The 25,507-nt window shown below is 72.4% G+C and carries 24 protein-coding genes; 14 read left to right on the top strand and 10 right to left on the bottom strand.

All coding sequences use genetic code 11. The features are described 5' to 3' along the window. Positions 1-151: 151 nt before the first annotated feature. Positions 152-3,649: a M28 family peptidase gene (locus OHT74_RS32255; RefSeq protein WP_328623437.1), complete on the top strand. Its 3,498-nt coding sequence runs from the start codon at positions 152-154 to the stop codon at positions 3,647-3,649. 83 nt (positions 3,650-3,732) lie between these two features. Here OHT74_RS32255 and OHT74_RS32250 read toward each other — a convergent pair whose 3' ends face one another. Beyond that, positions 3,733-4,011 carry a hypothetical protein gene (locus tag OHT74_RS32250; RefSeq protein ID WP_266669297.1) on the bottom strand — a complete coding sequence of 93 codons (279 nt, stop codon included), beginning with the start codon at positions 4,009-4,011 and terminating at the stop codon, positions 3,733-3,735. A 151-nt stretch (positions 4,012-4,162) separates the two neighbouring features. On the opposite strand from OHT74_RS32250, the gene OHT74_RS32245 reads away from it, so the two are divergent. Next, positions 4,163-5,440 carry a VWA domain-containing protein gene (locus OHT74_RS32245; protein WP_328622099.1) on the top strand — a complete coding sequence of 426 codons (1,278 nt, stop codon included), beginning with the start codon at positions 4,163-4,165 and terminating at the stop codon, positions 5,438-5,440. Next, positions 5,440-6,270, top strand: a complete 831-nt coding sequence (locus OHT74_RS32240) for a hypothetical protein (RefSeq protein ID WP_328622098.1) — start codon at positions 5,440-5,442, stop codon at positions 6,268-6,270. The genes OHT74_RS32245 and OHT74_RS32240 overlap by 1 nt, the downstream gene beginning before the upstream one ends. 64 nt (positions 6,271-6,334) lie before the next feature. Here the strand turns inward: OHT74_RS32240 and OHT74_RS32235 are convergent, their stop codons facing one another. The 3 genes from OHT74_RS32235 to OHT74_RS32225 all read right to left on the bottom strand — a co-directional run bounded on the left by OHT74_RS32235 (position 6,335) and on the right by OHT74_RS32225 (position 9,038). After that, complete coding sequence (locus tag OHT74_RS32235; protein ID WP_328622097.1) at positions 6,335-7,087, bottom strand: hypothetical protein; 753 nt, start codon at positions 7,085-7,087, stop codon at positions 6,335-6,337. A gap of 62 nt (positions 7,088-7,149) precedes the next feature. Further along, a complete protein-coding gene (locus OHT74_RS32230) occupies positions 7,150-7,803 on the bottom strand; it encodes a response regulator (RefSeq protein WP_266669289.1) in 654 nt (217 codons plus the stop codon). Beyond that, complete coding sequence (locus tag OHT74_RS32225; RefSeq protein WP_328622096.1) at positions 7,791-9,038, bottom strand: sensor histidine kinase; 1,248 nt, start codon at positions 9,036-9,038, stop codon at positions 7,791-7,793. The genes OHT74_RS32230 and OHT74_RS32225 overlap by 13 nt, the downstream gene beginning before the upstream one ends. Positions 9,039-9,218: 180 nt before the next feature. Here OHT74_RS32225 and OHT74_RS32220 point away from each other — a divergent pair, with 180 nt between their 5' ends. Continuing rightward, positions 9,219-9,620, top strand: a complete 402-nt coding sequence (locus OHT74_RS32220; RefSeq protein ID WP_267000844.1) for an LPXTG cell wall anchor domain-containing protein — start codon at positions 9,219-9,221, stop codon at positions 9,618-9,620. Here the strand turns inward: OHT74_RS32220 and OHT74_RS32215 are convergent. Next, on the bottom strand, positions 9,617-10,297 hold the full coding sequence (locus tag OHT74_RS32215; protein WP_328622095.1) for a DUF2278 family protein: 681 nt from the start codon (positions 10,295-10,297) through the stop codon (positions 9,617-9,619). The genes OHT74_RS32220 and OHT74_RS32215 overlap by 4 nt on opposite strands. Before the next feature lie 144 nt (positions 10,298-10,441). Between OHT74_RS32215 and OHT74_RS32210 the strand changes: the two genes are divergently transcribed. From OHT74_RS32210 to OHT74_RS32200, 3 genes are all read left to right on the top strand, one after another. Beyond that, positions 10,442-11,110 (top strand): DUF6445 family protein, encoded by a 669-nt coding sequence (locus OHT74_RS32210; protein WP_328622094.1) that lies wholly within the window; start codon positions 10,442-10,444, stop codon positions 11,108-11,110. Positions 11,111-11,297: 187 nt separating this feature from the next. Next, entirely contained in the window at positions 11,298-11,963 is a 666-nt protein-coding gene (locus OHT74_RS32205; RefSeq protein ID WP_266673231.1) for a molybdopterin-dependent oxidoreductase, read from the top strand. Next, complete coding sequence (locus OHT74_RS32200) at positions 11,947-12,585, top strand: cytochrome b/b6 domain-containing protein (protein ID WP_328622093.1); 639 nt, start codon at positions 11,947-11,949, stop codon at positions 12,583-12,585. Before OHT74_RS32205 ends, OHT74_RS32200 begins: the two co-directional genes overlap by 17 nt. 51 nt (positions 12,586-12,636) lie before the next feature. Here OHT74_RS32200 and OHT74_RS32195 read toward each other — a convergent pair whose 3' ends face one another. Both OHT74_RS32195 and OHT74_RS32190 read right to left on the bottom strand, forming a co-directional pair. Continuing rightward, a complete protein-coding gene (locus OHT74_RS32195; protein WP_443047604.1) occupies positions 12,637-14,205 on the bottom strand; it encodes a hypothetical protein in 1,569 nt (522 codons plus the stop codon). A gap of 161 nt (positions 14,206-14,366) precedes the next feature. After that, positions 14,367-14,561, bottom strand: coding sequence for a hypothetical protein (locus OHT74_RS32190; protein WP_053790200.1), 195 nt, complete (start codon positions 14,559-14,561; stop codon positions 14,367-14,369). Between the two features lie 293 nt (positions 14,562-14,854). Between OHT74_RS32190 and OHT74_RS32185 the strand changes: the two genes are divergently transcribed. Both OHT74_RS32185 and OHT74_RS32180 read left to right on the top strand, forming a co-directional pair. Then, positions 14,855-15,811 carry a fibronectin type III domain-containing protein gene (locus OHT74_RS32185; protein WP_328622092.1) on the top strand — a complete coding sequence of 319 codons (957 nt, stop codon included), beginning with the start codon at positions 14,855-14,857 and terminating at the stop codon, positions 15,809-15,811. A gap of 84 nt (positions 15,812-15,895) precedes the next feature. Next, positions 15,896-17,998, top strand: coding sequence for an ATP-binding protein (locus tag OHT74_RS32180; protein WP_328622091.1), 2,103 nt, complete (start codon positions 15,896-15,898; stop codon positions 17,996-17,998). 144 nt (positions 17,999-18,142) lie between these two features. Here the strand turns inward: OHT74_RS32180 and OHT74_RS32175 are convergent, their stop codons facing one another. Then, positions 18,143-18,328 (bottom strand): DUF5999 family protein, encoded by a 186-nt coding sequence (locus tag OHT74_RS32175; RefSeq protein WP_030300124.1) that lies wholly within the window; start codon positions 18,326-18,328, stop codon positions 18,143-18,145. A 368-nt stretch (positions 18,329-18,696) separates the two neighbouring features. Between OHT74_RS32175 and OHT74_RS32170 the strand changes: the two genes are divergently transcribed. Beyond that, positions 18,697-19,449 carry a hypothetical protein gene (locus OHT74_RS32170; RefSeq protein ID WP_328622090.1) on the top strand — a complete coding sequence of 251 codons (753 nt, stop codon included), beginning with the start codon at positions 18,697-18,699 and terminating at the stop codon, positions 19,447-19,449. A gap of 29 nt (positions 19,450-19,478) precedes the next feature. On the opposite strand, the gene OHT74_RS32165 is transcribed toward OHT74_RS32170, so the two are convergent. Then, positions 19,479-20,708 carry an acyl-CoA dehydrogenase family protein gene (locus OHT74_RS32165; RefSeq protein ID WP_266669272.1) on the bottom strand — a complete coding sequence of 410 codons (1,230 nt, stop codon included), beginning with the start codon at positions 20,706-20,708 and terminating at the stop codon, positions 19,479-19,481. Between the two features lie 192 nt (positions 20,709-20,900). On the opposite strand from OHT74_RS32165, the gene OHT74_RS32160 reads away from it, so the two are divergent. Continuing rightward, positions 20,901-21,545 (top strand): TetR family transcriptional regulator, encoded by a 645-nt coding sequence (locus OHT74_RS32160; RefSeq protein ID WP_266669270.1) that lies wholly within the window; start codon positions 20,901-20,903, stop codon positions 21,543-21,545. 34 nt (positions 21,546-21,579) lie between these two features. Here OHT74_RS32160 and def read toward each other — a convergent pair whose 3' ends face one another. After that, complete coding sequence (gene def / locus OHT74_RS32155) at positions 21,580-22,143, bottom strand: peptide deformylase (RefSeq protein ID WP_328622089.1); 564 nt, start codon at positions 22,141-22,143, stop codon at positions 21,580-21,582. A gap of 123 nt (positions 22,144-22,266) precedes the next feature. Between def and OHT74_RS32150 the strand changes: the two genes are divergently transcribed. The 3 genes from OHT74_RS32150 (at position 22,267) to OHT74_RS32140 (ending at position 25,503) form a co-directional block, all read left to right on the top strand. Further along, complete coding sequence (locus OHT74_RS32150; protein ID WP_266669266.1) at positions 22,267-23,505, top strand: MurT ligase domain-containing protein; 1,239 nt, start codon at positions 22,267-22,269, stop codon at positions 23,503-23,505. Between the two features lie 28 nt (positions 23,506-23,533). Beyond that, entirely contained in the window at positions 23,534-24,262 is a 729-nt protein-coding gene (locus OHT74_RS32145; RefSeq protein WP_266669264.1) for a type 1 glutamine amidotransferase, read from the top strand. A 215-nt stretch (positions 24,263-24,477) separates the two neighbouring features. Beyond that, a complete protein-coding gene (locus tag OHT74_RS32140) occupies positions 24,478-25,503 on the top strand; it encodes a 6-phosphofructokinase (protein WP_328622088.1) in 1,026 nt (341 codons plus the stop codon). Positions 25,504-25,507: the final 4 nt, after the last annotated feature.

The raw sequence follows: 25,507 nt of genomic DNA, 5'->3' as shown, positions 1-25,507 counted from the left end.
CTTACGCAGCGTGACCCCACGGCACCATAACGCGGGTCTTATGCGCGCAGAGATGTCCCAATCTCGCCATGTCCACGCTCATACTCGGCGCCAACACCCAGCCGCACCCCCCACACACGATCGGAGTGGACTCTTGCAGCCCACCAGATGGATGGCTTCCGTGGCGGCCATGGCGCTGACCGCGAGCCTCGCCGGCACGCTGGCCACCGCCGCGTCAGCCTCGGCACAGGCCCAGTCCGCACCCTCCCCGCAGGCCAAGTCCGCCGAGCGCGCGGTCGCCGCCGCCGACGCGGCGGTCCGCAGCGGTCTCGACACCCTGGTCAACTCACCCCAGCAGCAGTACGACCGGCGCCTGGTCACCCCCTGGGTGCAGGACCTGTACTCCGTCTCCTACGAGCGCAGCTACCGCGGCCTGCCGGTCGTCGGCGGCGACGCGGTCGTCCTCGCCGACGGCGAAGGGCACGTCCGCGCCCTCCAGTCGGCCACGTCCACCGTGATCGACGTGGCGACCACCCCCTCCGTCACCGCGAAGGCGGCCGAGGCCGCCTCGCGCGCCGAGCTGGCGAAGGTCGACAAGGTGCAGGGCAGCCGCCTCGTCGTCAAGATCAAGGACGACAAGCCGGTCCTGGCCTGGGAGACCGTCCTCTCCGGCAACACCAGGACGGCGCCCAGCAAACTGCACGTCTTCGTCGACGCCCGCACCGGCAAGGTCGTCGACCGCCACGACGAGGTCGTGGCCGGCAGCGGCACCAGCAAGTGGAACGGCCCGAACCCGCTCACCATCTCCACCACCGCCTCGGGCGGCTCGTTCTCGCTCAGCGACCCGAACCGCCCCGGGCTGAGCTGCGCGGACTACAGCACCGGCAGCGTTTTCACGAAGTCCTCCGACTCCTGGGGCACGGGCAACGCGACGTCCAAGGAAACCGGCTGCACGGACCTCATGTTCGCCGCCCAGAAGCAGTGGGACATGCTGAGCCAGTGGCTGGGCCGCAACGGCGTCAGCGGCAACGGCCGCAGCTTCCCGGGCAAGGTGGGCCTGGGCGACCTCAACGCGTACTGGGACGGCAGCTCGGTCACCATCGGGCACAACAGCGCCAACGAGTGGATCGCCGGGATCGACGTGGTGGGCCACGAGTACGGGCACGCCATCGACTCCAACACCCCCGGCGGTACCAGCGGCCAGGAATCCGGGCTCGGCGAGGCCACCGGCGACATCTTCGGCGCGCTGACCGAGGCGTACGCGGGCGAGCCGGCCCCGTACGACACTCCGGACTACACCGTCGGCGAGATGATCAACCTCCAGGGCAACGGTCCGATCCGGAACATGTACAACCCGCCGGCGGTCAACAACGACCCGGCCTGTTACAGCTCCGCGATACCCGGCACCGAGGTGCACAAGGCCGCGGGTCCGATGAACCACTGGTTCTACCTGCTGGCCGAGGGCAGCAGCCCGGGCGGCGGCAAGCCGAACAGCCCCACCTGCAACCAGTCCGCGGTCACCGGCGTGGGCGTGCAGAACGCCGGCAAGATCTTCTACGGCGGCATGCTCCTCAAGACCAGCAGCATGTCCTACAAGAAGTACCGGACGGCGACCCTCAACTCCGCCAAGTCGCTCGACCCGACGACCTGCAACCTGTTCACCAGGACCAAGGCAGCCTGGGACGCGATCAGCGTGCCCGCCCAGTCCGGCGACCCGACCTGCACCCCGAGCGGCCAGAACGACGACTTCTCGATGGCGCTGAACCCGGCGTCGGGCACCGTCCAGCAGGGCGCGTCGGTCACCACCACCGTGGCCACGAGCACCACCACCGGCCAGGCGCAGCAGGTGACCCTCACGGCCACCGGCCTGCCGTCCGGGGTGACCGCCTCGTTCAACCCGGCCACCGTGCAGTCCGGCCAGTCCTCGACGCTGACCCTCTCCGCCACCTCCAACGCGGCGCCGGGGTCCTCCACCGTCACGGTCAAGGGCCAGGGCCCGAGCCTCGCGCACACCGTCGACTACACCCTGAACGTCGGCGGCACGCCGCCCCAGAACGACCCGCCGAACATCAACGTGGCCAGCGTCCAGGCGCACCTGGCCCAGCTGAACACCATCGCCTCGCAGAACGGCGGCAACCGCCGGGCCGGCAGTGCCGGTTACACCCAGTCCGTGGCGTATATCAAGGGCAAGCTGCAGGCGGCAGGCTTCACCGTCACCGAGCAGAACTGCACCTCCTGCACCTACCCGTCCAGCAACCTGATCGCGGACTGGCCCGGCGGACCGGCCGACCAGACCGTCATGTTCGGCGCCCACCTCGACAGCGTCTCGGCGGGCCCGGGCATCAACGACAACGGCTCGGGCTCCGCGACCCTGCTGGAGAACGCGCTCGTCCTCGCGCAGAAGAACCCCACCCTGACCAAGCACGTGCGGTTCGCCTGGTGGACCGACGAGGAGCAGGGCCTGAACGGCTCGGAGTTCTACGTGGGCCGGCTCAGCAGCGCCGAGAAGGCCGCCATCAAGGGCTACTACAACTTCGACATGGTCGGCTCGCCCAACGGCGGCTACTTCATCAACAACCTCAACTCCACCACCGCCGCGCCGCTGAAGGCGTACTGGGCCTCGCTGAACCTCGCCCCGGAGGAGAACACCGAGGGCCAGGGCCGCAGTGACGACTACTCCTTCCAGCAGGGCGGCATCCCCACCTCCGGCTACGCGGCCGGAGCCAGCGCCCGCAAGACCTCGGCGCAGGCCACGAAGTGGGGCGGCACCGCGAACGCGGCGTACGACTCCTGCTACCACAGCTCCTGCGACACGACCAACAACATCAACGCGACGGTCCTGGACCGCAGCGCCGACGGGGTCGCCTACGCGATCTGGAAGCAGGCCGTCGGCGGCGACACCCCGGCGCAGGACTTCTCGATCAGCACCTCCCCGGCCGCCGGCTCCGCCGACCCGGGCGGCAGCGTTACCTCCACGGTGAACACCACCACCGTGAGCGGCAGCCCCCAGACGCTCGCCCTGTCGCTCTCCGGCGCCCCGTCCGGCGTGACCGCGACGCTCAGCCCGACGTCCGTGCAGTCCGGCAGCTCCTCGACGCTCACCGTCCAGGTCGGCGCGGGCACCGCCCAGGGCACCTACACCCTGACCGTCACCGGCACCGGCACGGTCGGCCACAGCACCACCTACACGCTGACCGTCGGGGGCGGCCAGGGCACGTGCACCCCGCGCCAGGTCGTCGTCAACGGCGGCTTCGAGAGCGGCAGCAGCCCGTGGACCGCCACGTCCGGGGTCATCACCAACCAGTCCGGCCAGGTCTCGCACAGCGGCTCGTACATGGCGTGGCTGACCGGCTACGGGACCTCCCACACGGACAGCGCCTCGCAGTCGCTGACCCTGCCCGCCGGCTGCGCCACGGCGCGGCTCGCGTTCTACCTGCACATCGACACCGACGAGGACGAGAACGTGGTCTACGACCGGTTCACCGTCTCGGTGGGCGGCCAGACCCTGGAGACCCTGTCCAACCTGGACGCGGCCCCGGGCTACGTGCTCAAGAGCTACGACGTGTCCCGGTTCGCCGGCCAGACCGTCACCCTGAAGTTCCAGGGCGTGGAGGACCAGTCCCTCCAGACCTCCTTCGTCGTGGACGACGTCACCCTCCAGGCGAGCTGACGCCCGCCTGATCCCTCCCGAGCGGCACGTACCCCGGCTTCACGGCCGGGGGGCGTGCCGCTCGGCCGCGTCACCGGCGGGCGTCAGTAATGGCGCGGGGACATGACCTGGGGATCGGCGTCCGGGGCCTCGAGGACGCAGCGCGGGAGGCCCGGGCCGGGTGTCGCGCGGACGGACACCGGTGTCGGCGGCTCGGTCGGCAGTTCCACATGCACGGAGACGGGCCGGTCGTGGTGCGTGGTGCCGTGGCCGGTCTCCTTGCCGTCGACCAGGATCTCCACCTCGACGTGGTGGCCGGTCTCGACGGTGGCGCTGACGGAGTGCCCCGCATGATCGATGTGGAAATGATGGCGTCGTCTCATGAGATCGCCTCCGTCGGGGCACTGCGAACCATCCCCCCGTCCAGCGTAACCGCGGGTGGCACCGACGGCAGGTCGGCCAAGGCGGCGCCGGGGCGGGCAGGGTTCCCCGGAGCGTTTTGGTTTGGGGGTGGATCCTCAATACGATCCGGCGATGATCACAAGAAAATGGGTGGCGGCCGGGGCCTGCGGCCTGTTGGCCACTCTGGCGGCCGGGCTCTTCCCGGCGAATGCCGCTGCCGGCGAACCGGTGGCGAAGGAGTCCCCCAAGGTCGAGCTGGTCCTCGACGTCAGCGGCTCGATGCGGGCGACCGACATCGACGGCAAGTCCCGGATGGCCGCGGCGAAGCAGGCCTTCAACGAGGTGCTGGACGCCACGCCGGACGAGGTACAGCTCGGGATACGGACCCTGGGGGCCACCTATCCCGGTGACGACCGGCAGCTCGGCTGCAAGGACACCAAGCAGCTCTACCCGGTCGGCAAGCTCGACCGGACCGAGGCGAAGACGGCGGTGGCCACCCTGGCCCCCACCGGCTGGACGCCCATCGGGCCGGCCCTGCTGGGCGCGGCCGAGGACCTCAAGGGCGGTGACGCCACCCGGCGGATCGTGCTCATCACGGACGGCGAGGACACCTGCGCCCCGCTCGACCCGTGCGAGGTGGCGCGGGACATCGCCGCCCAGGGCATCCACCTGGTCATCGACACGCTCGGGCTCGTCCCGGACGCCAAGACGCGCAACCAGCTGATCTGCATCGCCGAGGCCACGGGCGGCACCTACACCTCGGTGCAGCACACCGCGGAGCTCTCCGGCCGCGTCAAGCAGCTGGTGGACCGCGCGGCCACCCCGGTCGTCACCCCGGTGGCGACCGAGGGCGCCAAGCAGTGCGCGGGCGCCCCGCAGCTCGGCGCGGGCCTGTACACCGACCGTGAGACCTTCGGTGAGCACCGCTGGTACCGGGTGGACGTCAAGCCCGGCCAAGAGCTGCGCGCTTCGGTGAGCATCGCCTCCGACCGGGCCGTCAACAACGACTACGGCGTCATGCTGCGTGCGACGACCGTGCACGGGCGGGAGATCGTCCGCGGCTCGGAGGCGGGCGACGGACGCACCGACATGATCTCGGCCGGTCTGCGCTATCCGAAGGCCGAGCTCGACTCCGACGCCGACGAGGACGGCACGTCGGCAACGGAGACCGTCTGCCTGCAGATCAGCAACTCCTTCTCGGCGCCCGCCTCGGTCAAGACCACGCCGGGCCTGCCCGTCGAGCTCACCATCGACCTGGTCGACGGGCCCGACGACGCCTCCGACGCGGCGGCGTTCGGCCTCGGCCGCGGCTGGTGGCTGCTCGGCGTGCTGGTGCTCGCCGGTCTCGTCGCCGGTCTGCTGTGGGGCTGGATCTCCCGCTGGCGTATCTCGGTCTGGAGGACCAACTGATGCGTACCGTACGCATACTGACCACCGCTGCCCTCGCCGTCGGCGGTGTGCTCGGCATGGCCGGCGCGGCCGCGGCGGACACCCCGTCGGCGAGCGCGAGCCCGAGCCCCGGCGGCAAGGCGTCCGGGCCGACCGAGGCGGGTACGGCGTTCCGTACCGCCACGGCGATCCGGCCCGGCCAGCGGGCCACGGCCGACGCGTCCACCGGTGACTACCTCTACTGGGTGGTCCCGCTGGACTCGGGGCAGCGGGCCACGGTGAAGGCCACGGTGAAACTGCCTCCGGCGGCGAACCGGCACGGCGCCTCGACCTGGCAGCTCGACGTCTACGACGGGCTGCGCCGCCACCAGGCGTGCACGTACGGCACGCAGCAGGCCGCGGCGGCCAAGGAAGCCGCCTCGGTCGAACTCTCCTGCACCCTGCGCACCGTCCGCCCGGGAGCCGAGCCCTGGGCCAACGACCCGCTGCCCGGCAGCTACTACGTCCGCCTGACGGTCGTCGGCGTGGCGGAGGAGGACCTCGGTCTTCCGGTACGGGCCGAGGTCGAGGCCGTCACCCGGGACACGGGAGGCGCCTACGCGGTGGACGGCGCCCTGGCGGCGCCGCTCGTACCCGGCATCGGCAAGACCGCGCAGGCGGCCTCCGGGAGTTCGGCGAAGCCGCAGCCCGCGGCCGTCGGCGAGCCGGCCGACGGCTGGTCCGGCGGCCGCTGGTCCGACCGCTGGGTCTGGACCGCGGCGGGCGGACTGCTCGGCGCCCTCGCCGGCATCTTCGGGTACTCCCTCACCCGCGGCAGGGGCCGCCCCTCCGGGGTCCCGCCCCGCGCCTGACCTCCCCGGCGGCCACGGCATCCCGCCGTGGCCGCGCGCCGGGGCCGGCTTCCGGGCCCGGGGTTCAGTAGCCGGCCTCGGCGCGGCCCGAGTCCGCCGAGATGTCCAGTCGGCCCGGCGCGGCGGGATCGTGCATTCCGGGGGCGACGTCACAGCGGCCCGTCCCCACCCGGTCCGTGACCCGGAACCGGGTGGCCGTGGGCACGGTGAGCCGGATGTGGCCCGCGCCCGCCCGGGCGGTGACCTGTTCCGGCGGGGCGGCGAAGCGGGCGACGGCCGAGCCCGCCCCGGCCCGGAGGTCGGCCTGCGGCGAGGTGAGCCCCGAGGCTTCGAGCGAGCCGGAGCCGACGCTCGCCCGCAGGGGTCCGCGCAGCGCCGTCAGCCGGAGCCGCCCGGCACCCACCTCGGCGTCGACGGCGCCGCCCAGCCCGCTGATGTCCACCGTGCCGGAACCCGCGGTCACCTTCACCGGAATGCCGGCGGGCACGGTGACGCCCAGGTCGACCGAGCAGCCGAGGCCGGATTCCACCACGGCCCCTACCGCCGGGCAGCGCGGCGTCAGCTTCAGGGTGTCGCCGAGCCAGCTCTCCTCGATCTTCGGAGTGGTCAGCGACCAGCGCACCTCGGCCCTGTACACCACCTGCCGGTCGGAGCGGGGGGAGACGCGTACGTCGGCGCCGCCCGCGTCGATCTCCACGGCGGCCACCGGCCGTTCGCCGCTGCCGCCGCCCAGCGTCCCGCTCTCGGTGGACGTGTACGCCCAGACCTGCCGGGCGGCCGGGGCGACGACGAACACGGCGCTCAGGACCGCGGCCACGAGCCACGCCACCCGCTGCGGACGCCACCCGCCTGTGTCTCCGCTCCCGCCACCGCCTCCGCTCACGAGGTCCCGTCCAGGAAGCGCAACACCGCCAGCACCCGCCGGTGGTCGCCGTCGGCCTGCGGCAGATCGAGCTTGGCGAGGATGTTGTTGATGTGCTTGGCGACCGCGCTCTCGCTGATGACGAGCTGGGCCGCGATGCCCGCGTTGGAACGCCCCTCGGCCATCAGCGAGAGCACCTCCCGCTCGCGCGGGGTGAGCCGCTCCAACGGGTCGATGCCCCCGCCGCGGCGCAGCAGCAGCTGCGAGACGACCTGCGGGTCGAGCGCGGTGCCGCCGGCCGCGACCCGCTTGAGGGCGTCGATGAACTCCTCGACGTCGGCGACCCGCTGCTTGAGCAGGTACCCGATGCCCCCGGTCCGGCTGGCCAGCAGATCGGCGGCGTAGCGCTCCTCCACGTACTGGGAGAGCAGCAGCACCGAGGTACCGGGCCACTGCCGGCGGATCATCAGGGCGGCGCGCACGCCCTCGTCGGTGAAGCCGGGCGGCATGCGGACGTCGACCAGGGCGAGGTCGGGCCGGTGTTCGGCGACGGCGGCGAGCAGGGCCTCGGCGTCCGCCGTCTCGGCGGCCACTTCGAATCCGGCCATTTCGAGGACCTTGACGAGCCCTATTCGCAGCAGCACCGAATCCTCGGCGATCACAGCCCGCACGGCAGCTCCACAGTCACGACGGTCGGGCCCCCGAGGGGGCTGTTGATCAAGATGGTTCCGTCGACCGACCCTACGCGTTTGCGCAGGCCCACCAGCCCGGTGCCGCGGGCCGGGTCCGCGCCGCCCACCCCGTCGTCGGTGACGGTGATGCGCAGCAGGTCGGCGTCCCGGCGGGCCTCCACGCGGCAGCGGGAGGCCTTGGCGTGCTTGGCGACGTTGGCGAGGGCCTCGGAGACGACGAAGTACGCGACGGCCTCGACGGTGGGACCGGGCCGCTGCGCCAGCTCCACGGTCAGTTCGACGGGCAGGGGTGCCCGGGCTGCGATCCCGGAAAGGGCCGCGTCGAGTCCCCGGTCCTCCAGGACGGCCGGATGCAGGCCGCGTACCAGGCTGTTGAGCTCCTCGATGGCCTCCTTGGCCTCGCGGTGGGCCTCGTCGATCACGGCCTTCGCCTCGGGCGGCAGGTCGGTGAGCGTGGCGCGGGCGATGCCGAGGTTCATGGCGAGGGCGACCAGCCGCTGCTGGGCACCGTCGTGCAAGTCCCGTTCGATCCGGCGGCGTTCGAGGTCGGCGGCGTCGAGGACACCGGCCCGGCTCTCGGCGAGGTCCTCCACGCGGCGCTCCAACTCCCTGGCCCGGTTGGGTCCGAGGAGGGCGGCCGCGGCGAAGGCGTCGAGCCGGGCCAGGGCGGCGGCCAGCCAGGGGGTGGCCAGCAGCAGCAGAGCGCCGAGCACGGTGACGACGTCGTAGCCCTGGGTCCAGCCCAGGCCGCGGTCCCCGACGGGCAGCAGCCACGACCAGGCGTACACGCTCGCCCCGGCAACCCCGCACGCCCAGGCGAGGACGATCAGGGCCCCGCCGGCCCCGGCGAGCGGGCTGACGAGCAGGTGGTACCCGTACTGCCGCCAGGTCGACTCGGAGCGCAGCCGTTCGAGCAGCCCGCGCGGGCGCAGCGGCCGGTGCGCATATCCGACGGCGGGTATCTCCAGCTCCACCAGCTCCCGGAACCGGCTGCGTTGCAGCAGGGTGAGCAGCGGACTCAGGAGCAGCATCACGAGCAGTGCGGCCGCCGCGCGGCCCGGCGCCACGACCATGCACGTGAACACGGACACGGCCGGCAGGGCCGTCGGGATCCCGGCGACGGTGAAAGCGGTGCTGCGCCAGGCCCACGCCGACCAGGGAGCGTGGGCGGCGATCCAGCTGGTGGTACGCCGCAGCGCCCCGGAAAGTCCCATGCCCCTACGGTAATCGCACTGGTCAGAGCTGTTCCATCACCCTGGTGCCCGCCCGGTGGTGCAGCCAGTGCCACCCCCGGTCCGGACGGTGCCGCTACTGATTTCGATCCTCCGCGCGACCAGAGTGGTCGCCGTACCCCCGGGGGACGGACCGCCGGGGCCGGAAGGAGCTCCACCGCCATGACCCTCGTCGCCCCCCGCTTCCAGGCCCGCCCCGCTCCCCGGCTGGCCACGCTGCTCAGCGGCGCCGGAGTGGCGCTCCTGCCCTGGATGGTGGTGCTGGCGAAGACGCTGCCGCAGACCGCGGAGGTCTCCAACTGGTCCACCGCCTGGATCGGGCTGGACGCCATGATGGCTGCCGGACTGAGCGGTACGGGTCTGCTGCTCAGGCGGCACGATCCCCGCGCGGCGCCCCTGGCCGCGGCGACGGCCGCGCTGCTGGTGATGGACGCCTGGTTCGACGTGACGACCTCGGCTCCGGGCGGCGCCCGGGCGACGGCCCTGGCCCTGGCGGTGTGCGCGGAACTGCCGCTCGCGGCGGCGTGCGCGGCGCTGGCGGCCCGCCGCCCGCACCACGGCTAGCTGGGCCAGGGCCGCGCCTGGACCGGGTGGCCGTCGTCGTCGGTCGGTTCCTTCTGCGTGGAGAACCGGGAGACGAACACGTCGAAGAGGCCGTCCGGGCGCCGGGTCAGTGTGGCCCCGTCCTGCCAGACCCCGTTGTCCGCCCACCACTGACTGCCGTACGGGTCGCCCTGGTTCTGGTGGATGTTGTGCATGCCGAGCCCCTCGTCGAAGGGCTCGCCGAAGATCAGGACCGGCCGGCCGGGGACGAGGATCGGCTCCAGCGCCTCGGAAGCCTCCAGGTGGGAGCCGGAGATCCAGGGCCGGGGCGGGTTCAGCCGGTCCAGGATCCGCTGATACCACTGCGGCGGGTGTCCGCCGAGGAGACAGCCGGGGCGGTCCGCGAGCGCCGGGTGCCGTACGTAGTCGAGCGCGCCCGATCCGGACGTCCGGGCGAGGTCGTGGTAGCCGGGTGCGGGCGAGGCGACCGGATCGAGGACCGAGGCGTGCAGGGTGAAGACCTTCCACTGCACGCCGGTCGTGGACTGCTTGCTGTCCACGTCGACGGCGCACGCATAGCGGCCCGCGGGCGTGTCGACCTCCAGGTGGACGTGGAACCAGCGGCCCTGGTCGTCGGGCCGGTCGCGGAAGTGGCGGTGCAGGGTTCCGGACAGCACTCCGTAGTTTTCGAGCGGCATGCCGCCAGTGAACCACCCGCCCCGCCCGGCGACGGGCGCCCCCGGGCGTGTCCGCGCCGTCCCGGCGCCCATGGGGAACACTTGACGGAACGTTGACCGCCTCCGGAGCGAGCCGTACCGGACCCGGTGGCTACGGTCCCTCCCATGCCCCTACCTCCTCCCCTCCCGGTCCTCCCGTACCGCAAGCCGACCCGCGGGCGCGACTACTGGGTACTGGACGACGTACTGCCGGATCCGGACGCCGTACGGGAGCGCTGCCTGGCCAAGGACGACTGGACCGAGGGCTATCCGCACAAGCCCGAGAGCTGGCCGGGGCTGCGGGCCATGCCGGGTCTCGATCCCGATGAACTGGCCCTGGTGGAACGGCTGGTGCGGAAGTCGACCGGCGCCCCGAGGATCTGGGCCGAACGGCCGGCCGGCGGCGGCACGTTCAACCACAACTGCGTCCAGGTCGTCGGCGAGGGCGAATCCGAGCCGCGCCCGCACACCGATTCGCGGACCCTCTGCCGCTATGCCGCCGTGCTCTACCTCAACCCGAAGGTCCCGAAGGACTGCGGGACGAGCTTCTACCGCCAGAGCCTGCCCGGCGGCGCCCTCGGCGGCAACCAGGTGATCGCACCGCACAACAACCTGGTCGACGCGCTGGGCACCCGCTTCGTGTCCCCCGACTCCTTCACCGAGGACGTACGGGTCCCCCACCGCGCCAACCGGCTGCTGCTCTACTCCGCGAACCTGATCCACAGCGCCACCGGGTACTTCGGGCAGACCCTGGAGGAGAAGCGGATGACGGCCGTCTTCTTCTGGAAGGCCTGAGGGGTCTGCGGCGGCGGGCAAGGTGTGACGGAAGTCTGACGGACTGCCGCCAGGCCTGGTGCGGGGGCGCCGGCGGTGGTCGAATCGGCCCGTGAGCCCAGCACCTGCACCTGCACCCGTACCCGCACCACCCCCACCCGACCCCGACGGTCAGGGCGCGCCGGTCGGCCGCCGCCTGGTCCTCGGCATGGTCGGGCTCGGCGCGGCCGGACTGGTCGGCGCCCCGTACCTCCAGGGCGGTTTCGAGACCCTCCTCGGCGCGGCCGCAGACAAGGACCCCACCGGCCTCACCGGCCTGCTGCCGAACGGCGGCGGGTTCCGCTACTACTCGGTGGCCGCCTCCGTCCCCCGACGCGGCCCCGAGAACTACCGGCTCACCGTCGACGGCCTGGTCGACCGCCCCATGGCGTACACCCTCGACGCACTGCAGCAGCTCCCGCAGACCCGGGTCGTACGGGACGTCCAGTGCGTCACCGGCTGGCGGGTTCCCGGCACCCCCTTCGAGGGGGTGCCGCTGGCGCGACTGCTCGACGCCGCCGGGGTGCGTCCCGAGGCCCGGGCGATCCGCTTCAGCTGCTTCGACGGCACGTACACCGAGAGCCTCACGCTCCCCCAGGCCCGCCGGGACGACGTCATGGTGGCGCTGCGCATGCAGGACAAGCCCCTGGCCCACTCCCACGGCGGTCCGGTCCGGCTGTACGTCGCCCCCATGTACTTCTACAAATCGGCGAAGTGGCTCTCCGGCATCACCCTCACCCGTGACGTCGAACCCGGGTACTGGGAGCGCCTCGGCTACGACGTCGATGCCTGGGTCGGCCGGTCGAACGGACGCGACGATGCCCCGACCGTCTGATCCGGTGCGGCAGCGCACCGAGCGGGTCTTCCGGTTCAGCCGCGCCGAGCGGTGGATCCACCGGGCCACCGCTGCGCTGATGGGCCTGTGCATCGCCTCGGCGGCCTGCCTGTACCTGCCGCCGCTCGCCGAACTCGTCGGCCGCCGCCATCTCATCGTGACCGTGCACGTCTGGTCCGGGCTGCTGCTCGTCGTGCCGTTCCTGCTGGGGCTCGCCTCGCGGGCCTTCCGGGCGGATCTGCGGCGCCTGGGCCGGTTCGGGCCGCACGACCGGGTCTGGCTGCGGGCCGCCCTGCGGCGCGACCGGACGACTGCGCGGCCCGCCGGGAAGTTCAACGCCGGGCAGAAGGTGTACGCGGGCTGGCTGGCCGGGGCGGTGCTGGTGATGGCGGGCACCGGCGTGCTCATGTGGTGGACCGGCCTCGTCCCGGTCGTCCGGCGCACGGCCGCCACCTTCGTCCACGACTGGCTGGCCCTCGCCGTCGGCCTCGTACTCGCCGCGCACATCGGCAAGGCCCTGGCCGATCCCGAGGCCCGGCGCGGGCTGCGTACGGGGTCCGTCGGCCGCGCCTGGGCCGAGCGCGAACACCCGCTGTGGCAGCCCGGACACCCCGACGACTGAGACGACTGAAAGGAGCCGGCCGACACGGATCGCGCGTCGGCCGGCCCGGCCTCAGCCGCCGTCGCGGACCGCGACGATGCCGTTGAAGACGCCGACGTACGCGGTGCCGTCGGGGCCGAGGGTGATCGGCGCCCAGTTGTTGTCGTACAGGGGCCCGGTGCCGGTCAGCTGGCGCCAGCGGCGTTCGCCGGTGCGGAAGTCCACCGCCGTCAGGTACCAGGCGTCGATCCCCCAGGCGTTGGGCTCCTTCTCGTAGAAGTAGAGCAGCCCGTTCGCGGTGGACAGCTTCGGGACGACGGAGGGCGCGCGGATGCCGCTCTGCCACACCGTGTCGCAGCCGCTTCCGTCGGCGCGGACGTCGATCCGGCTGACACCGCCGACGACCGACTTGCCGAGCAGCAGGCTGGTGAGGTTCTCATAGCCGTAGTTGTTCTCGACGACGATGCTGTTGCCCCAGGTGATCAGGGAGTTGTCGGTGGTCGAGGCTCCGCTGCCGAACACCGGGACCTTGCAGACCAGCCGCCGGTCGGCCGGCACGTCCGCGCCCCGCCGGTAGACCAGGACGTTCATCCGGTCGTCGGCGTTGTCGGTGATGGCGACGTAGCCGTTGCCGAAGAGGTCCGGGGTGGTGCCCGAACCCTGGTTCACGGAGCCGGGTTTGGTCCCCGTACCGCGGTCGTAGGTCTGGCGCCACTGCACTTCGGGGGTGCCGTCGGCGGCGGCGCGGAAGCTGTAGAGCGCGTGGTCGGAGACGATCGACACACCGTCCTCGGCGACCGAGAAGGAGTTCTGGATCTCCTCGCCCGGGAGCCGGATCGAGCGGATCTGCGAGGTCTGCTGGTCCACGGTGCCCACGCGACCCTGCCGCGTGACCCACCAGATGCGGCCGTTCCAGTCGGGCATCACGGAGGTGACGGGGTCGCAGGTGCCGCTGGGCCGCAGGTTGGTCCAGGTGACGCAGTCGTGCGGGACCTGGCCGGTGAGGTCCCAGTCGTCGTCGACGGCGAAGGTCCAGCTGCCGTCCGGCTGCTGCGTATGCGAGAGGCGCAGGATGTGCTGGCGGGAGTCGGCCAGGACGGCCCGGTCCTCGTTGTCCAGGTAGAAGTAGGCGCCGCCCGAGGTGTCCTTGAAGATCTTCGAGAAGTCGAGGGAGGTGATCGCCTCGACCGTCGAGGAACGCTGCGGAAGCTGGTGTTCCGCGAGTGTGGCCAGTGTACGGGGATCGAGGAGCTTGACCTTGAAGCCGGAGAAGGTGCCGCACACCGTGACCAGCCTGCCGCCCGCGTCGAAGGTGGCGGTGGCGCACTCGCCGCCCAGGGCCGCGATCTTCTCGCTGCTCACCCGCGGGTTCCGGCCGAGCGGCCCGGACCAGGGGGAGGTTGCGCTGCCCCCGGCGTCGGAGTGCATGCCGCTGCGGCCGTTGGGCGCGAGGAAGGGGTGCTGGGGCGGGGCCTCGCCGGGCAGCGGGACTGCCGCCGCGGGGGCGCCGTCGTAGTGGCTGACCAGGCGGTGGCCGGGGGCCTGGGGTATCGCCTCGGCCTGCGCCGGGGAGATCCCGTACATCGCCGTGAACACGATGAGGGCGGGGACCACGGCGCAGTTCAGCGCTCTTCGGAACATCCGGACTTCCTCCGTTCTCTTCAGTTTTATTGACAGTGCGTATGACATCGCGCCGCCGCCAGACGCTAGATCGCACCGCATGAGGAGTCCATGGAAGAGCCGGATGATTCACGAAGGCGCAACAGTCGATCAAGCCGGACCGGCCGCCGCCGCCCGCCGGCTTACGGGCGCAGGCCGGAGACGACTTGGGCGGTGGCCGACAGGCCGTCGTGGATGGTTGCCGCCATGCTGCTGCTCGCGAGGTAGAAGCCGAGCAGCGCGCAGACGAGGGCATGGGAGAACTTGAGGCCGCCACTGCGCATGAAGATCCACGCGAGGACGAGGAGCAGCACGACCACGGAGAGCGAAATCACCATCGATACCTCCTTAGGCGGCGCCATCGTGGCGCAGGAGGGGGTGCCTTCGGGCGAAACCCGTGTCCGCCGTACGGGTGTTGACCGTCCGTGACGGGCGATCGGTGCTTGACGATCTCTTCCCGGCGGGTCGTACGGTCGCACCGGCGGGGCGACGGGCCGACGCGACGACGCCGGTCGACGGCGAGACACCGCCGAGCGCGGCCCGGGCGCGCGCGGGTATTGCCGCGCCCCCCACGCCCGTGCCATATATGTCTAGACCTTTACGAGGAAGCGGATGCCGAGGAGGGCCCCCCGTGCGACGCACCGCCCCCCTGCTCGCCCTCTGCCTGGCCGCCGCCGGGCTCGCCGCCTGCACGGCGGCCGACACCACGCCCCCGGCGGCCCCTGCCGGGATCACCGCGCAGGCCGGCAGCGCCACCTCCGTGCACGTCATGTGGCAGGCGGCGTCCCCGGCCGACGGGGTGACCAACTACCAGGTGTTCCAGGCGGGCCGGCTGGTGCGCGAACTCCCGGCCGACAAGACGATGGTGGACATCACCGGCCTCACCCCGCAGACCGCCTACGCCTTCACCGTCCGGGCCCGGGACGCCGCCGGCAACGCCTCCGCCCCGAGCGCGTCCGCCGAAGCCGCCACCCCGGCGGCCAAGGCCGAGGACCGCCAGGCCCCCACCGCCCCCGCCCGCACCACGGGCCGGGCCGACGGGCCCCGGGCCGCCACCCTGTCCTGGGCTGCCGCGACCGACGACACCGGCGTGACCGCGTACGACGTCTACCAGGGCGGCATCCGGATCCACACGGCCGGCCCCGCCGAGACCGCGACCACCCTGACCGGCCTCCAGCCGGACACCGTCTACACCTTCACCGTCCGCGCCCGCGACGGCGCGGACAACTCCTCCCCCGACGGCCCGGCGGTGGACGTGACCACCCCGCCGTCCGCCGGCCAGGGCCCGGGCACCGCACCCGCCGGGTTCACCGCGACCGCCTCGCCCGGCTCCGTCACGCTGACCTGGACCGCCCCGGACACCGGCCGCCCGACCGGCGAGTACGAACTCCACGTCAACGGACGGCCCGTCACCGTCATCCAGTTCGGCGCGGGCGCGATTCCCCCCTCCGGGGCCGCCCGGGTGGAGCACCGGCTCACCGTGACCGAGCCCGCCGGCACGCAGTGGACGCTCAAGCTGCGCGCCCGGCTGCCCGACGGCAACTGGGGGGCGTTCTCCGCGGAACGGCGCATCGTACTCGTGGCATGAGGCGGGCGGCCGATGTCCCGGCAACGTGACAGCAATACGGACCGAACGGCACGACCGGACAAAAAGATCGCGCACAATACATCCGTGTTCGGTGAGTACGCGTTCAACAGAAAAGAGCCGGATTCCGCGGAGGCCGACGGCGATCCCGAGCCGGCTCGCGGCGCCCTGCCGGGGAACCTGCCGCCCGACCCGGCGGGCTTCATCGGCCGGGAGGACGAACTCGCCGCACTTCACTGCCTTTTGCGCTCCCGCAGGCTGACCACCCTCACCGGGGTGGGCGGCGTCGGCAAGTCACGGCTCGCCTTGCGGGCCGCCACCGACCCCGAACAGGACCGGCCCGACGGGGTCTGGTGGGTGGACCTCTCGCCGCTGCGTGACCCCGGCCTGCTCACCATGACCGTCGCCCACGCCGTCGGCCTGGCCGACCACTCCGCCCGCCCCCTCGTCGAGGAGCTGTGCGCGTGGGTGGCCGACAAGGAGCTGCTCCTCGTCCTCGACACCTGCGAGCACATGGTGGCCGAGTGCCGCCATCTCGTGGGCGAACTCCTCCAGTCCGCACCCGGACTGACGGTGCTGGTCACCTCCCGGGAGCCGCTCGGCAGCCCCTGCGAGAAGGTCGTCGAGGTCTGCCCGCTGCCCTGCGAGGGACCCGACAGCGACGCCCTCGCCCTGTTCCGCGCCCGCGCCGTGGCCGCGACCCCGCAGGCCGCGGCCGCCTTCGAGGACCCCGGACGGGCCGAGCTCGCGGCCGAGGTCTGCCGGCGCCTCGACGGGATCCCGCTGGCCCTTGAACTCGCCGGCGCCCGGCTGAGGCTGTGGACGCTGGAGCAGATGGCGCAGCGCCTCGGCGCCCGCTTCGCCGTGCTGTCCGACACCCGGCCCGTGCTCCAGCCCCGGCACCGGACGATGCGGACCGCGATCGGCTGGAGCCACGAGCTGTGCGAGCCGCTGGAACGGCTGCTGTGGGCCCGGCTGTCCGTCTTCACCGGGGACTTCGACGTCGCCGCGGCCCGGGCGGTGTGCTCGGGCGGCCCGCTGCCCGCCTCCCGGGTGGAGCGGGTGCTGGCGGGGCTGGTCGCGAAGTCCGTCGTGCGGCGCAGCCAGGAGCGCGGCGCGGGCGCCCGCTACCGGATGCTGGACACGATCCGCGAGTACGGCCACGACTGGCTGACGGAGCTCGGCGAGGTGCAGACGGTCGCCGACCGGCACGCGCACTGGTACGCGGCGCTCTCCCAGGCGGCCGACCGGGGCTGGCTGAGCCCGGACCAGGTGGACTGGTACCGCAGGATGACCGCCGAGCACGCGCAGCTGCGGACGGCGCTGGAGCACCTCCTCGGCGCCGATCCGGCGGCAGCGCTCGAGATGGCCGGGGCCCTGTGGTTCTTCTGGTTCTCGTGCGGGCACGTCCACGAGGGCCGGGGCTTCCTGGAACGGGCGCTGGAAACGGCCCCGGGCACGGGGGCCGCGTACGCCCAGGCCGTGTGGGCCCTCGGGCTGACCGCCCTGCTCCAGGGGGACATGGACGCGGCCCGGCAGCTGGGCGCGGAGTGCACCCGTGCGGCGGCCCGGCTGGCGGATCCCGAGCCGGAGCTGCGCGCGGCCTATCTGCACGCGGTGTCGGTGCTGATGCCCGGGGATCCCGTACGGGCGCTGGAGCTGGCGGGGCCGCGGGCGCGGGCCGGCCACGGCGGCCGGACCAGCGGTCCGGGCTGGCTCCTGTGCCGGCTGGCCACCAGCTACGCCCTGTGCGACCTGGAACGCTTCGACGAGGCCGCCGAGGAGGCGCGGCGGCTGCGCGAGGCGTGCGCGGAGCTGGGCGAGCGCTGGCTGCGGGCGTACGCGGACTACGTGCTGGCGGTCTCGGCGCTCGGGCTCGGCCACCACGGGGAGGCGGCGCGCCACGTACGGGCGATGCTCTCGGGCAAGCGGCTGCTCGGCGACCGGTTCGGGATAGCTCTCGGCCTGGACATGCTCGCGGCGGCGGTGGCGGCCCTGGGCGACGGGGAACTCGCGGCGCGGCTGCTGGGCACCGGGCACGCCTGGTGGCGCACGGTCGGCCGGCCGCAGATGGGCTCACCCTCGCTGACGGCCCTGCGGGACCGGGGCGAGCGGCAGGCCCGCGCGGCGATCGGCGACGAGGCCTACGAGGCCGCGTTCCTGGGTGGAACTACGGCGTCCACCGGCTGAACTCCAGCCGGTGGGGCCGCGTAACGTCGGAGCTCCCGTCAGTACGGGAGGGGTCTGCCCGACGGTGTGCGCAGGTCCAGGTCTCGGGGTGCGGGCTTGGGGACGGGCTTGCGGATCAGCTGCTGGCGCATGCGGCCTCCTCGCTCAGACCAGGGCCGGGCGGCGGGGTTCCACCGCGCGGCCGTCGGGGAGCAGCTCACCGGTATCGTCGAAGATCACCAGGCCGTTGCAGAGCAGACTCCAACCCTGTTCGGGGTGGAAGGCCACGGTGCGGGCGGCGTCGTGATCGGCGCTGTCGGCGGACGGGCAGGGGGGCTGGTGGGAGCACATGGCGCACCTCCTCGCAAAGTGGGGCGGGAGGGCCGGTGGTCACCCGGTCGAATCCGCGATCCACGGTGGCGGTGAGTATTGCTGATCGCCGCCCCCGGACGGAACCCATTTCAAGGGTCCAGTTCAGGGTGTGTATGCCCGCTCACCATGCGCTCATGCCCGGTATCCGGATCGTTCACCCGACGCCCCTTGGCGGGCGCCGCCGACGCGGCCCGCAGGGGTGTTCAGGGCGGGCGCGGGCGTGGCCGGGATCACGTTCGGCGCGGGCCCTCGCCCGGCTGCCGCCGGGCCGCCGCGGGCTAGGGTGCCGGTGATCACCGACCGCCCGGTGATCGCCACGAGACCCCGCGAGACCCGAGGAGAGATCCGTGGCCACTCCGCCACCGCAGCACGGCGCCGGCCCGTACCACCCGTACGGCCCGCAGCAGGGCGTCCCCCACTCCCCGTACGGCGTGCCGCCGCAGGCGGTCCCGTACGGCCACCAGCTGGTGCCGCAGGCCCCGTACGGCTGCCGCGTGTGCGGGGCCCAGCCGGCCGTGCAGGCCACCGTGCGCGGGCACCAGGGCATGCTGGTGCTGATGCGCTTCCTGCGTCAGGAGGGGCCGTTCTGCCGCGACTGCGGGCTCGCCACCTACCGCAGGATGTCCGCGGACACGCTGTGGCAGGGCTGGTGGGGCCCGCTGTCGGTGTTCATCACACCCGTCACCGTGCTGCTGAACCTCGGCGCGCGGGCGCGCTTCGTCAGGCTCGCTCCCCCGGTCGGCGGCATCCTGCCCTCACTGAGCCCCGGCAAGCCGCTGTGGCGCCGCCCGCCGGCGCTGGTCTTCCTCGCGGCGACCGTGCTCATCGCCTTCACACCGCCCCTCCTCGTGCTGCTGGGCCTGATGGCCGGGGACGACGAGCTGCCGACCGGCCCGGCCATCGGGACGTGCGTGCGCGACGCGGACAAGCTGCGCAACGAGAAGCTGGTTCCGGAAGCCTGCGGTTCCCCGCTGGCCAAGTACCTGGTCACCAAGCAGCGGGGCACCGGCGGCGCGGACTGCGCGGACGGCGACCTGATCAGCGTCCCCGACAAGTGGGTCGAGGGCGCCCACTCGCTGTGCCTCACGCCCGTGCACTGACGGACTCATGCGTGAGGCACGGCGGCCGGCTAGCGGATCGGCATCTGCGAGATCGTGCGGGCGATCACCAGCCGCTGGATCTCGCTGGTGCCCTCGAAGATCGTGTAAATCGCGCTGTCGCGGTGCATGCGCTCCACCGGGTACTCGCGGGTGAAGCCGTTGCCGCCGAGGATCTGGACCGCCTGGGCGGTGACCTTCTTGGCGACCTCGCTCGCGAACAGCTTCGACATCGAGCCCTCCGCCGAGGTGAAGGGCTTGCCCGCGACCGCCATCCAGGAGGCCCGCCACACCAGCAGCCGGGCCGCGTCGATGGAGGTCCGCATGTCGGCGAGCTGGAAGGCCACGCCCTGGTTGTCGATGATCGGGCGGCCGAACTGCGTACGGGTCTTGGCGTAGTCGAGGGCGACCTCGTACGCGGCGCGCGCGGTGCCGACGGCCATGGCGCCGACCGCCGGGCGGGAGGCCTCGAAGGTGGCCATGGCCGCGTTCTTCACGCGCTCGCCGCCGCCCGCCTTGGCCCGCTCGCGGGCCCGCGCAAGGCGCTCGTCCAGCTTGTCCTTGCCGCCGAGCAGGCAGGAGCCGGGCACGCGTACGTCCTCCAGGACCACCTCGGCGGTGTGCGAGGCGCGGATGCCGTGCTTCTTGAACTTCTGGCCCTGGGACAGGCCCGGGGTGTTCGGCGGCACGATGAAGGAGGCGTGGCCCTTCGAGCCGAGCTCCGGGTCGACGACCGCGACGACGATGTGGACGTTGGCGATGCCGCCGTTGGTCGCCCACGTCTTGGTGCCGTTGAGCACCCACTCGTCCTTGGCCTGGTCGTAGACCGCCCGGGTCCGCATCGAGCCGACGTCGGATCCGGCGTCCGGCTCGGAGGAGCAGAAGGCGGCGACCTTCACGTCGTCCGGAGTGCCGTACATCTGCGGGATCCAGGTGCCGATCTGCTCCTCGGTGCCGTTCGCGACGACGCCGATGGCGGCGAGCCCGGTGCCCACGATCGACAGGGCGATGCCCGCGTCACCCCAGAACAGTTCTTCCATGGCCATCGGGATGCCGAGGCCGGTAGGGTCGAAGAACTGCTGGGCGTAGAAGTCGAGCGAGTAGATGCCGACCTTCGCGGCCTCCTGGATGACGGGCCACGGAGTCTCTTCGCGCTCGTCCCATTCCGCGGCTGCGGGCCGGATCACGTCGGCTGCGAAGCCGTGGATCCAGTCCTGTACCTGCTTCTGGTCGTCATTGAGCTCCATGGTGAACTCCGCCATGTCCCCTCCAGCTGTGCATCCACCAGTGCGTTACTAGCGGTAACCCTTACGGTGGCCACAGTCTGTTACCGGCGAGTAGCGACTGTCAAGCAGAGTCGTCCGCGGTACAGCCGATTCCTTCGCGAGGGTGTGCGGGGTGTTACGTTGCGTGGGCGTCACGCACCATCGCAAGGGCGGGGAGAGAAACACGTCATGGAGACCACTCAGCAGGCCGGCGAACCGGGAGCGGCCGAGCGCCGCAGGCGGGAGCTGCTCGAAGCGGCCGACCGGGTCGTCCTCCGGGACGGCCCCAAGGCTTCCATGAACGCCATCGCGGCGGAGGCCGGCATCACCAAGCCGATCCTCTACCGGCACTTCGGCGACAAGGCCGGGCTCTACCAGGCCCTCGCCGTACGGCACACCGACGCCCTGCTCGACTCGCTGCGGGCCGCGCTCGACGCCCCGGCCGAGCGCCGCAGCCGGGTGGAGTCCACCCTCGACACCTATCTCACGGCCATCGAGGCCCGCCCGCAGGTGTACCGGTTCCTGATGCACCCGGCCGAGGACTCGCACGCCGCCGAGCGCGGCTTCGACGTGGGCCTGCACTCGGCTCCGCTGCTGCGCCGGCTCGGCGAGGAACTCGCCGACGTGATCGGCGAGCGCGTGGACCTCGGCCCCGGCGGCGAACGCCTGGCCCGGATCTGGGGCCACGGCATCGTCGGCATGATGCACGCCGCCGGCGACTGGTGGCTCGGCGAACGCCCGTGTGACCGCGCGGAGTTGGTCACCGGACTCACCGACCTGCTGTGGGGCCGGCTGGCCACGGCCGGCAACCGCCTGGACGGCCCGGGCTTCTAGGGAGCGAGCGGGGTCCCCGGCCGGGGACCCCGGTTCAGTTCTGCGCGGCCGCCGCAGGTCGCGCGCCCCACGGCGCCTTGCGGATCGCCCGCCGCAGCCGCCGGGCGCGCAGCCCGGTGACACGGTCCGCATAGACCGTGCCGTCGAGGTGGTCGCACTCGTGCTGCAGGCAGCGGGCGAAGAACCCGGTGCCGGTGATCCGTACGGGCGCGCCGTCGGAGGTGACCCCTTCGACGACCGCACGGTCGTACCGGACGGTGCCCGCCTCCAGGCCCGGCAGCGACAGGCAGCCCTCCGGGCCGCGGTACTCGTCCCCGTCGGCCTCCACCAGCCGCGGGTTGACGATGTGCCCGACGTGGCGCACGTCCTCGTCATCGGGGCAGTCGTACACGAACACCCGCTGTCCGAGGCCGATCTGGTTCGCGGCGAGGCCGACGCCCTCGGCGGCGTACATCGTCGCGAACATGTCCTCGATGAGCCGGTCGAGGGCCGGGCCGAATTCGGTGACCTCGGCGCAGGCCGAGTGGAGCACCGGATCGCCCAGGAGGCTCATGGTGCGGACGAGGCCGGTGGTACCGGGAATGGGGCGCTGTCGCATGGCCGTAAGGGTACGACGGGCGAATATATGAGGAGATCTGCGGCGCCCTGGGGGCGCCGCGGTCAAGGCCCCGGCCGGTACTGGATAGGCTGGGGCCGACCGACGCAAGGAGGACAAGGGACGATGGCAGGCAACACAGAGCCGCTTTCGCCGCGGGCCAAGCTGGCCGTGACGGCGGGCAAGGCCGCGGCGGCGGTGTCGCGGGCCGCGGGACGCGGAAGCGGATCGGTGATCGGTGGCAAGGTCGCACTCAAACTCGACCCCGATCTTCTCGGAGCGCTCGCGCAGCATCTCGACGTCGTCCTCGTCTCCGCGACGAACGGCAAGACCACGACGACCCGGCTGATCGCCGAGGCCCTGCGAGCCAGCGGTCCGGTCGTCTCCAACGCCCTCGGCGCCAACATGCCGGCCGGCATCACCTCCGCCCTCGCGGGCGGCTCGGACGCCAAGTACGGCGTCATCGAGGTGGACGAGAAGTACCTCGCCGGGGTGGCCCGGGACGTCACCCCCAAGGTGATCGCCCTGCTGAACCTCTCCCGCGACCAGCTGGACCGCGCCGCCGAGACCCGCATGCTCGCGGAGAAGTGGCGCGAGGGGCTCCAGGGCTCCAAGGCCGTCATCGTCGCGAACTGTGACGACCCGCTCATCGTGTGGTCGGCCTCCTCCTCGCAGAACGTGGTGTGGGTCGCCGCCGGCCAGGAGTGGAAGGACGACGCCTGGTCGTGCCCCTCCTGCGGTGGAGTCATGCAGCGCCCCGGCGACGACTGGTTCTGCGGCGAGTGCGGCTTCCGGCGCCCCACCCCGAGCTGGGTGCTGTCCGGGGACCACGTGCTGGACCCGCACGGCTCCGCCTGGCCGATCCACCTCCAGCTGCCCGGCCGCGCCAACAAGGCGAACGCCGCCACCTCGGCCGCCGTGGCCGCCGTCTTCGGCGTCCCGCCGCAGGTCGCGCTGGAGCGGATGTACCAGGTCCAGGCCGTCGCCGGCCGCTACGACGTGGTCAACTTCCAGGGCCGTGAGCTGCGCCTGCTGCTCGCCAAGAACCCGGCGGGCTGGCTCGAAACGTTTTCGCTGATCGACCCGCCGCCGACCCCGGTGATCCTTTCGGTGAACGCGCGCGGCGCCGACGGCACCGACACCTCCTGGCTGTGGGACGTGGACTACCCGCGCCTGGCCGGCCACCCGATCTTCGTGATCGGCGACCGCAAGCTGGACCTGGCCGTCCGCCTCGAGGTCGCGGGCCTGGACTTCCGGGTGTGCGAGACCCTCGACGAGGCCGTGCAGCTGGCGCCGCCCGGGCAGATCGAGCTGATCGCCAACTACACCGCCTTCCAGGACGTGCGCCGCCGCGTCGGCAACTAGTACTCATACCTCCAGAGGACACAAGAGCATGAGCGACAACAGCCTGCGTCTGGTGTGGGTCTACCCCGACCTGCTGAGCACGTACGGAGACCAGGGCAACGCCCTCGTGGTGGAGCGCCGGGCGCGCCAGCGCGGCCTGGACGTGCAGCGCGTGGACGTGCGCAGCGACCAGCCCATCCCCACCTCGGGCGACATCTACCTGATCGGCGGCGGTGAGGACCGGCCGCAGCGGCTCGCCGCGGAGCGTCTGCTCCGCGACGGCGGTCTGGAGCGGGCCGTCTCGAACGGGGCGATCGTCTTCTCCGTCTGCGCCGGCTACCAGATCCTCGGCAACGAGTTCGTCAACGACATGGGCGAGCGCCAGGAGGGCCTGGGCCTGCTCGACGTGGTCACCGTGCGCGGCGACGGCGAGCGGTGCGTCGGCGACGTCCTCGCCGACATCGACCCGCGCCTGAACCTGCCGCAGCTGACGGGCTTCGAGAACCACCAGGGCGTCACGCACCTCGGCCCGACCGCGAAGCCCTTCGCCCGCACCCGCCTGGGCCGCGGCAACGGCACGGGCGACGGCACCGAGGGCGCGTACAACGACACGGTCTTCGGCACCTACATGCACGGCCCCGTGATGGCCCGCAACCCGCAGATCGCGGACCTGCTGCTGAAGCTGGCCCTCGACGTGAACGCGCTGCCGCCCATCGACGACCGGTGGTACGAGGCGCTGCGCGCCGAGCGCATCGCCTCCGCGACGCAGCCCGCGTAGCGCCGCGCGGGCCGCTCATCGGGGCGGCCCCGCAATCATGTGTTCGGCCCGGTTTTCCCTTGGGGGAACCGGGCCGACGTGGTTTCGTATGACGAGTACGACCAGCATGTGGAGGATGGTTCAGTCCACCTCTCCACCGCTTGTAGGGTGGCCGTAGTTCCAACCGGACGACGTGGTCCGGTCGTCGGCCCACGTTGCAAAGGTCTGTTCCTGCCATGCGCATTGGTGTGCTCACTTCCGGTGGCGACTGCCCCGGTCTCAACGCCGTCATCCGCTCCGTCGTGCACCGCGCCGTCGTCGACCACGGCGATGAAGTCATCGGCTTCCACGACGGCTGGAAGGGCCTGCTGGAGGCGGACTACCGCAAGCTCGACCTCGACGCCGTCGGCGGCATCCTCGCCCGCGGCGGCACCATCCTCGGCTCCTCCCGGGTACAGCCCGCGCACCTGCGCGACGGCGTCGAGCGGGCCCGCGGGCACGTCGCAGACCTCGGCCTGGACGCCATCATCCCGATCGGCGGCGAGGGCACCCTGAAGGCCGCGCACCTGCTCTCGCAGGCCGGTCTGCCGATCGTCGGCGTCCCGAAGACCATCGACAACGACATCGCCTCGACGGACGTCACCTTCGGCTTCGACACCGCCGTCGGAGTCGCCACCGAGGCCCTGGACCGGCTGAAGACAACCGCCGAGTCCCACCAGCGCGTGATGGTCGTGGAGGTCATGGGCCGCCACACCGGCTGGATCGCCCTGCACTCGGGCATGGCGGCCGGCGCGCACGCGATCGTGGTTCCGGAGCGCCCCTTCGACATCGACGAGCTGACGGCGATCGTCGGCGAGCGCTTCTCCGCGGGCAAGCGGTTCGCGATCGTCGTGGTCGCCGAGGGCGCCAAGCCGCGCGCCGGCTCCATGGACTTCCAGGAGGGCGGCACCGACCAGTACGGCCACGAGCGCTTCGCCGGCATCGGCAACCTGCTCGCGGTCGAGCTGGAGCGGCGGCTGGGCAAGGAGGCCCGCCCGGTCATCCTGGGCCACGTCCAGCGCGGCGGTACGCCCACCGCGTACGACCGGGTCCTGGCCACCCGCTTCGGCTGGCACGCGGTCGAGGCGGCGCACCGCGGCGAGTTCGGGATGCTGACCGCCCTGCGCGGCACCGAGATCGAGATGGTCCCGCTCGCCGACGCCGTGCAGACCCTCAAGACGGTCCCGGCGGAGCGGTACGACGAGGCGCAGAACGTTCTGTGATGTT

Origin of the sequence: Streptomyces sp. NBC_00354 (assembly GCF_036106915.1) — a bacterium.
In the GTDB taxonomy this organism is placed as follows: domain Bacteria; phylum Actinomycetota; class Actinomycetes; order Streptomycetales; family Streptomycetaceae; genus Streptomyces.
This window is presented reverse-complemented; position numbering and strand designations above follow the sequence as displayed.